At 71.8% G+C, this 8003-nt stretch carries 9 protein-coding genes and 1 pseudogene; 6 read left to right on the plus strand and 4 right to left on the minus strand.

Translation table 11 applies throughout. The features are described 5' to 3' along the window. A pseudogene (locus ACVNF4_RS28950) lies at positions 1 to 258 on the plus strand (hypothetical protein); the annotation flags it as partial. Here ACVNF4_RS28950 and ACVNF4_RS28955 read toward each other — a convergent pair. Further along, on the minus strand, positions 191 to 751 hold the full coding sequence (locus ACVNF4_RS28955; RefSeq protein ID WP_461805837.1) for a nuclear transport factor 2 family protein: 561 nt from the start codon (positions 749 to 751) through the stop codon (positions 191 to 193). The pseudogene ACVNF4_RS28950 and the gene ACVNF4_RS28955 overlap by 68 nt on opposite strands. A gap of 161 nt (positions 752 to 912) precedes the next feature. On the opposite strand from ACVNF4_RS28955, the gene hmgA reads away from it, so the two are divergent. The 3 genes from hmgA to ACVNF4_RS28970 all read left to right on the plus strand — a co-directional run bounded on the left by hmgA (position 913) and on the right by ACVNF4_RS28970 (position 4208). Then, complete coding sequence (hmgA, locus tag ACVNF4_RS28960; protein ID WP_461805838.1) at positions 913 to 2253, plus strand: homogentisate 1,2-dioxygenase; 1341 nt, start codon at positions 913 to 915, stop codon at positions 2251 to 2253. Continuing rightward, positions 2250 to 2999, plus strand: coding sequence for a GntR family transcriptional regulator (locus ACVNF4_RS28965; protein WP_461805839.1), 750 nt, complete (start codon positions 2250 to 2252; stop codon positions 2997 to 2999). Before hmgA ends, ACVNF4_RS28965 begins: the two co-directional genes overlap by 4 nt. 78 nt (positions 3000 to 3077) lie before the next feature. Beyond that, positions 3078 to 4208 carry a type ISP restriction/modification enzyme gene (locus tag ACVNF4_RS28970; protein ID WP_461805840.1) on the plus strand — a complete coding sequence of 377 codons (1131 nt, stop codon included), beginning with the start codon at positions 3078 to 3080 and terminating at the stop codon, positions 4206 to 4208. 31 nt (positions 4209 to 4239) lie between these two features. Here ACVNF4_RS28970 and ACVNF4_RS28975 read toward each other — a convergent pair whose 3' ends face one another. Then, complete coding sequence (locus ACVNF4_RS28975; protein WP_461805841.1) at positions 4240 to 4956, minus strand: TetR/AcrR family transcriptional regulator; 717 nt, start codon at positions 4954 to 4956, stop codon at positions 4240 to 4242. A gap of 63 nt (positions 4957 to 5019) precedes the next feature. Here ACVNF4_RS28975 and ACVNF4_RS28980 point away from each other — a divergent pair, with 63 nt between their 5' ends. Both ACVNF4_RS28980 and ACVNF4_RS28985 read left to right on the plus strand, forming a co-directional pair. Further along, entirely contained in the window at positions 5020 to 5988 is a 969-nt protein-coding gene (locus ACVNF4_RS28980; RefSeq protein WP_461805842.1) for an ATP-binding cassette domain-containing protein, read from the plus strand. Continuing rightward, positions 5985 to 6767, plus strand: coding sequence for an ABC transporter permease (locus ACVNF4_RS28985; protein ID WP_461805843.1), 783 nt, complete (start codon positions 5985 to 5987; stop codon positions 6765 to 6767). Before ACVNF4_RS28980 ends, ACVNF4_RS28985 begins: the two co-directional genes overlap by 4 nt. A 300-nt stretch (positions 6768 to 7067) precedes the next feature. Here ACVNF4_RS28985 and ACVNF4_RS28990 read toward each other — a convergent pair whose 3' ends face one another. Both ACVNF4_RS28990 and ACVNF4_RS28995 read right to left on the minus strand, forming a co-directional pair. Further along, positions 7068 to 7343, minus strand: coding sequence for a hypothetical protein (locus tag ACVNF4_RS28990; protein ID WP_355872231.1), 276 nt, complete (start codon positions 7341 to 7343; stop codon positions 7068 to 7070). Between the two features lie 128 nt (positions 7344 to 7471). Further along, positions 7472 to 8003: anti-sigma factor (locus ACVNF4_RS28995; RefSeq protein ID WP_461805844.1), on the minus strand; the 532-nt coding region annotated here is incomplete at its 5' end.

An 8003-nucleotide genomic window follows, 5' to 3' on the forward strand; every position in this document is an offset into this window, starting at 1 on the left:
GCCGCGCTCGACCCGGGCCGACCGGACGACCTCGCCCTCGGCCAGGCACTCGCCCGGCTGTACGGCGCCGGCATCACCGTCGACTGGACCGCGTGGTTCCCCGCCGAACCCTTCACAACACCCACACCGAAGCCGCCGTCGGCCGAGCCCGCACCGGCACCGGCCGGCCTCCCCCCGCCGCACACACTCCTCACCCCCGTCCCGGCAACCGTCGGCTCCCCGAAGGGGACGGTGACTCCTCCGGCTCCGATGCCGTGATGTCGGCCGTGGTCTCCACCGCCTTGCCGTCCACCGCCCAGACCGTGCCGTCGTCCGCGTACAGGCGGGCCGTGACGTGGTGGGTGCCGTGGGGGAGGTAGTCGGCGCCGATGCGGTACTGAGGGGTGCGCAGCTCGGCGAGGGCCTTCTCGTCGACGTAGAGGCGTGCGGTCCCCCGGCTCTCCACGGCGCGCGCGGCACTCCCCTCGGAGGAGAGGGTGAAGTTGCGCAGGGTGAGCCGCACCTCCCAGCTCCCGTCGGTCTCCGGTTCGACCTGGAGGCGCACCCGGGGCGCCTCCTTGCCGCCGATCTCCCGGTACCGGCGCCCCGCCTCGTCCGTGTGGTCCAGGAGCTTTCCGACGGGGGCGGTCGACGCCGCCCTGTTCTTCCCGTCCTCCCGTTCCGAGCCACCACCGGACCCGCAGCCCGCGAGTCCGGCCGGCAGCAGGACACAGACCGCGAGCGCGGCGAGCAATCCACGCGTCCACGACATGCGGCGAGCCTAGAACAGCGTCCCGTCGCCCGAATCCCTCTGAAGTCTGGTTCTCGACACCCCGTGATCGTCCTCCCAGAGGACTACGGGCACGCAGCTCTTGCGAGCCGTCCCGTCGAATCCTACGGTGATGCAGAGGATTCGGACGCGAGGGAGCGACGATGGGCACGGACGCACGCAAGGCCGCCGAGGAGCTGACGTACCTCACCGGTTTCGGCAACGAGCACAGCTCGGAGGCGGTGCCCGGCGCTCTCCCCGAGGGCCGCAACTCCCCGCAGCGCGCCCCGCTCGGCCTCTACGCGGAGCAGCTCAGCGGCACGGCGTTCACCGAGCCGCGTGCCCACAACCGGCGTTCGTGGCTGTACCGGGTGCGGCCGTCGGCCGCGCACCCCGCGTTCACCCGCGCCGACAACGGCGCGATCCGTACGGGCCCGTTCACCGAGACCGTCCCCGACCCCAACCGCCTGCGCTGGAACCCCCTCCCGGAGCCCGAGCCCGGCACCGACCTGATCGCCGGTCTGTGGACGGTCGGCGGCAACGGCGACGCCACGCAGCGGGCCGGCATGGCCGTGCACCTCTACCACGCGAACGCCTCGATGGACCGCGTCTTCTCCGACGCCGACGGCGAGTTGCTGATCGTGCCGGAACGCGGCGGTCTCCTGCTGCACACGGAGTTCGGTCAACTCCTTGTAGAACCGGGCCACATGGCGCTGATCCCCCGCGGCGTCCGGTTCCGCGCCACCCTCCTCGACGGGGCCGCCCGCGGTTACGTCTGCGAGAACTACGGCGCCCCCTTCCGGCTCCCCGACCTCGGCCCGATCGGCGCCAACGGCCTGGCGAATCCACGGGACTTCAGAGCACCGGTCGCCGCGTACGAGGACGTCGAGGGCCCCTTCGAAGTCGTCAACAAGTTCTGCGGCAACCTCTGGAGCGCGACGTACGACCACTCTCCGCTGGACGTCGTCGCGTGGCACGGCAACCTCGTCCCGTACGTGTACGACCTGCGCCGGTTCAACGTCATCGGGACGATCTCGTACGACCATCCCGACCCGTCGATCTTCACGGTCCTGACGTCGCCGTCGGACACCCCGGGGCTGGCCGGCGTCGACTTCGTGGTGTTCGCGCCGCGTTGGCTGGTCGGCGAGGACACGTTCCGGCCGCCGTACTTCCACCGGAACGTGATGAGCGAGTACATGGGGCTGGTGGAGGGCGCGTACGACGCGAAGAGCGCGGGGGAAGGGGGGTTCGTGCCGGGCGGGGGTTCGCTGCACAACACGATGTCCGCGCACGGGCCCGACCGGGAGACGTACGAGCGGGCGAGCAAGGCCGCGCTGAAGCCCCAACGCCTGGACGACGGGCTGGCGTTCATGTTCGAGACGCGCTGGCCGATCGTCCTCGCCCCGCACGCCGGGGAACATCTCCAGCAGGGGTACGACGAGGTCTGGCAGGGTCTGGAGCGGCATTTCCGGCCCGGTCACCGGCAGTTCAAGCCGGCGCCATGACGTCCTTCGCCCCCGATTCCCTCACCCTCAGCGGCAAACTCCCGCTCTGGTACCAGGTTTCGCAGTCCCTGCGCGCCTCGATCCTCGGCCGTTCGCTCCACGATCCTCTCCGGCTGCCCACGGAGGAGCAGTTGGCGGTCCACTACGGCGTCAGCGTCCTCACCATGCGGCAGGCCCTCAAGGAGCTGGAGACGGAGGGCCTCATCACCCGGCACCGCCGCCGGGGCACCTTCATCGAACCGAGCGCCCAACGCGGCACGCCGGTCCGCCTGTTGGGTTCGGTGGACGCGATCGTCGCCCAGCAGTCGGGCATGCGCACGGAGCTGCTCGCCCACGGCGAGGTCCCGACCCCGCCCGAACTGGCCGAGCACTTCCCGGACTTGCCCCGCCTGTCGACGTACCACCGCCTCCGCCACGACAGGGAGACCGGTGAACCCACCAACCACGCCCGCAACTGGCTTCGCCCCGAACTGGCCGCCCGCATCACCCCGGACGACCTCCTCCACCACCCCATGACCAAGATCCTCCGCGACATCGCCCCCACCGGCATCGCCCGCATCACCGACACCGTCGAGGCCCGCCTCGCCGACCCCGAGACCGCCCGCCTCCTCCAAGTCCCCCTCCTCAGCCCGATCCTCCACTACACCGGCCTCACCTACGCCCCCTCCGGCGACGTCCTCGACGTGGCCGTCATCCAGTACCGAGGCGACCGCTTCTCGTTCTCGGTGACGCTGGAGGCGCCGTGATCCCGCCGCTCGTCCGCAAGGCCGCGGCGACATGAACACCTATGTCCGCTCTACGCCCCGCGCCGACTCCGTCGTACCATGCCTCGCGTGACGCACGACGACGCTCCGCTGATCGGGGACCTCATGCCGTGGGCCGTGGTGGTGCCGCGGGTGGGACGGGGGTGGCCGGTGGCGGCGGATGAGGGGGTGTTGAAGGCTCGTTGGGGTGCGCTGATGAAGGCTGAGGGGGTGGAGCGGGAGGGGTTGTTCGAGGCGACTCGGGCGCGGACGACGCACTCGGCGGTGGCGCAGTTGCCGGGACAGCCGACGGGGACGGACCGGCTGGCGGGTGCGTCGGGGCCGTGTCCGGTGCCGGTGCGGGTGCTGGCCGCTCCGTACGACGAGCAGTGGCTCATCCCGGACCACCGGCTGATCGACGTGGCGCGGCCGGAGTTGTGGCGGGTGGCGGACGACCGGCAGGTGTTCCTGGTGGAGACGCCGGACGGGCTGCTGGCCGGCGCGCACCTGCCTCTCGTACGCGGCTCCCGGGTGCGTCCTCTGTACCGGCGGCCGGGTGGCCGGGAGCCCAATCTGGCGCCGGGGCTCGTGGAGCATCTCGCGGATCGTCTGGGGGTGGCCCCTGGTACCGAGGACGTACTCGCCTGGGTGCTGGCGACGGCTACCCCGGACCTACGGGTCCCCCTGACGGACGACCCCGAGATCTGGGCCGAGGGCATCCGCAGGGGGCGTCGTCTGCTCTGGCTCCAGCGCCGCGACGGCGATCGCCCGAAGCTGCCCGGCGGCAGCCGCCCGTACGTCCGCGCACCCCTCCCGGCCCGCCCGCAGGATGTCCACTACGACCCCGAGGAGCAGACCCTCCACCTCGACGAGGGCAGGATCTCGCCGGTCCCCCAGGCCGCCTGGGACTTCACGCACGGCGAGGTGCGGGTCCTGGAGCAGTGGGTCACGGCCCGGACGGAGCGGGGCGAGCCGGGCACGCTCGCGGCGATCGGCCCCCGGAGCTGGCCCCAGCCCTGGACCTCGGAGCTGCTGGAGCTGATCACGGTCCTGGCGCTGCTGGCCGAGGTGCGGGAGCCCCTGGTGGCCGAGCACCGGATCACGGACCTGGCCGAGGCGGGTGTCCTCCCCGTCCCCCGCGGGTATCAGCGTCCGGCCTCGGTCCTGGACCACCGGGAGGAGGGGCCGGCGGGCCAGTTCACGCTGCTCTGACGAAACCCGTAGTACTCACGTCTCCCCCGGATCATTCCTGTGGCACGAACGCGTCCAGCACCCGCCTCAGCATCTCCTCGAACACCGCCTCCAGGTCGATCGGCCCCGGATCCTCGGTGAACGCGGCGGCCATCAGCGGATAGTTCCCGCCCATCACCTGTGCCCCCAGGTAGGCCGTCCGGACGGCGTTCTCCTCCTGCGCGGACCAGGGCAGCGAGTGCGTCCGCTCGGCCGTGGCCAGTTCGTTCGCCGTGTACAGCGTGACCACACCGTTGAGCATCGCGACGAGTTGCAGCTTCATGCCGTACTTCACGCCGGTCAGCGGTTCGAGGCAGGTCAGGCAGTGTTCGAGGTAGCGCAGGGCGTTGGGGCTGAAGCCGTAGATCGGTGACATCAGGCGCGGCAGCCAGGGGTGGCGGCGCATCAGCTCACGGGTCTGGTGTCCGACCCGCAGCAGGTCGGCCCGCCAGTCCGGCCCCGGCTCCCACAGTTCGTGCTCCCCGCTGACCGCGTCCACCATCAGCTCGTACAGATCCTCCTTACGGGGGACGTAGTTGTACAACGACATGGTCCCGCAGCCCAGTTCGGCGGCGACGTGCCGCATGGAGACCGCGTCGAGCCCTCGCGCGTCGGCGATCCGGACGGCCGCCGCCGCGATGTCGGCGCGCGTGTACGCGGGTTTCGGCCCTCGACCGGTCCGCTCGGGGCGGGCCCAGATCACTTCGGGTACGGGCGGACGCCCCACCATCGATCATCACCTCGCCCCCCATATTAGTTACGTACGGCGTACGTAGTGCGTTATGGTCGAGCCATGACTTCTACGTACGCTGTACTTAGTGAAGGTCTGGAGAAGCGATTCGGCGAGGTCGAAGCCGTCCGGGGGCTCGATCTCGCCGTCGCCGAGGGCACCGTCCGCGGCGTCCTGGGCCCGAACGGGGCGGGCAAGACGACGGTCGTACGACTGCTGACGACCCTGCTGCGCCCCGACGCGGGCTCGGCGCGCGTCGCGGGGCACGACCTCGTGCGGGAGGCCGCCGCCGTGCGCCGGGCCATCGGGGTGACCGGGCAGAACACCTCGGTGGACGGCGATCTCACCGGCCGGCAGAACCTGCGGCTGTTCGCCCGGCTGCACCGCGCTCCCGCCCCGGCCGAGCGCGCCGCCGAACTGCTGGAGCGGTTCGGCCTCGCCGGGGCGGCCGACCGCCCGGCGTCCACCTACTCGGGCGGCATGCTGCGCCGCCTCGACCTCGCGGCGAGCCTGGTCCGGCGCCCCGCGGTGCTCTTCCTCGACGAGCCGACGACCGGCCTGGACCCGGCGAGCAGGAACGAGATCTGGGACGTCGTACGGGAGTTGAAGCGGGACGGTACGACCGTGCTGCTCACCACCCAGTATCTGGAGGAGGCCGACCAACTGGCCGACGACATCACGCTGGTGGACCGGGGCCGGGTCGCGCGGACCGGGACGCCGGCCGAACTCAAGGCGCTGGTGGGCACGTACGCGGAGGCCGTCGTCGGCGATCCGGACGCGCTGTCGAGGGCCGCCGGAGTGCTCGACCAACTCACCGGCGGCGCACCGGTGTTCGACCACGAGCGCGGCGCGATCGGCGCGGTCTCCCACCGCCCCGGCCTCACCCTTCCCACACTGGTGCGCGAACTCGACGCGGCGGGCGTGCCGTTGACCGACGCGAGCCTGCGTCCGCCGACCCTCGACGAGGTGTTCCTGCGCCTCACCGAACCCGGCGACCACCTCACCGACCACCTCAAGGAGCCTGTGACATGAGCGCGTTGGCCTACGACGGGACGGCGATGCTGGGCCGTCAGCTGCTGCGGGTGCGCAACAGTCCGGCGCTGGCGATCCTGACCCAGACCATGCCGATCACGATGCTGCTGTTCTTCGGCTACGTCTTCGGCAGTGCGCTCGCGATGCCGGGCGAGCAGTACCGGTCGGTCCTGGTCGGCGGACTGCTGGTGGCGACCGCCGCGAACGGGCTCATGACGGGGATGTTCCAGTCGGCGCAGGACGTCCACCGGGGTGTGACGGACCGGCTGCGGACCCTCCCGGTGAGCCGGGCGGCGGTGCCGCTCGGGCAGTCGGTGGCCGACCTGGTCGTCACCGCCGTCGGGACCGTGCCGTTCCTGCTGGTGGCGCTCGCGACGGGCTGGCGGGTCGAGGGCTCGGCGCCCGCCGCCGTCGGCGCCTTCGCACTGCTCCTGCTGTTCCGGTTCGCCTGCACCTGGGCCGGCGTCTACCTGGGACTGCTGTCGCGCAGCGAGGAGGCGGCGGGCCAACTGGGCAGCGCCACCTTCATGCTGCCGCTGCTGTCCAACGCGTACATCCCGGTCGACAACCTGCCGGGCCGACTGCGGACGGTCGCGGAGTGGAACCCGATCAGCGCGGTGACGACGGCGCTGCGGGACCTGCTGGGCAACGCGCCGGTACCGCGGGGCGCGGCCTGGCCCGTGGCGCATCCGATCGCCGGTTCGCTGCTGTGGTGCGCCGTGCTGATCGGGGTGTTCGCGCCGGCGGCGATACGGCGGTACGGGCGCGTCACTCGGTGAAGTGTCCGGGGCGGACGGGAGCCGAAGGGGTGGGGCGGGCGCCGGGTGGTCGGGGTACTACGGGGACGCCCTAGGGGTGGCCGGGGTCGGGGAGTGCTCCGGCTTCGGGTGAGCGGACCCTCGTCGCTGTCGGGCGGTGAGGGGTGAGGCGCCCGCGCTCGGGGTGCACCGGGCCCCGCCGCAGGCCGTGGGGATGGCGGACGGCGGGGAACACGGCCGGGCGGTGGCCGCCCGAGCGCGGGTCTTTCAAGGTCGTGAACGGCTCAGCTCAGCCGCGATCGGTCCGGTGCCGTGGGCGGCTCAGTGCCTGCGGCTGCCGAAAAGGGTGCGGCGCAGCCTGCGGAGCGGGGCGAAGAGCGAGACACGGCTCACCCGCCGGCCCTGGTCGCTGGGCTGGTGCCGGGTGTCGCGCGCGGTCAGCTCCAGCATGAGCGAGGTCGCCTCGACCGTCTCCCGTTGCGGTATGGCGGGGCCCGCCAGCACCGAGAGATGGCGGTCGAGGCGCGAACTGGTCGCGCTGCTACCGCATGTGATCGCAGGGACCCTCGCCCTGCTTCGCATCGTTATCTGTTCCATCGTCACTCCCCACCCGTACGAGTCCACCCGACCCCGGGCAGGGTAACCCTATCTCCCCCGGGGGTCACGCGTGTATCGCGTTCACAGGATTGACCTTCCCCGCAAGGGGGTTGACGACTCCCCCTCGATTACTCTCCGAATCCAACAGATTTCAGGGCGAGTTGGACAACTGGCTGCGAAGTGGGCTGAGGTGACCCGCCGGCGGGCTCGACCGTCACTGCGAGTGACGTCGCGTCGGCGTCGAGACCGGTCGCCACCAAGGGCGTGTCGCCGGTGAAGAGTCCGAGTGAACGAGGCTGCACATCGGGCCGCATGAGCCAGAGTTGGTGCACCTGGCCGCCGGCCAGTCCGCCGTATCCGCGCAGCGTGACGATCGCGTCACCCTCCTTCGCCGAGGCGATCACACCGATGCTGCGACCCTGCGCGTCCCGCCCGTTCCCGGCGCGGGCGTCCGGTGCGGAGAGCACCTGCGCGATGTCCCGGGCGCGCGCCTCGGCGGCGTCCAACTGGTCCTGCGTACGGCTGGTTTGGACCGCGAAGAGACCGGCGACGACGAGGGCCGCGGCGGCGGTGATCGTCGCGAACGGGACGAAGAGCGGACGGCGCGCACGCGGAGCGCGTGCGGCACGGGAGCGTGCGGGCGGCGGCTGTGCGCCCCAG

Source organism: Streptomyces sp. S6 (assembly GCF_054880855.1).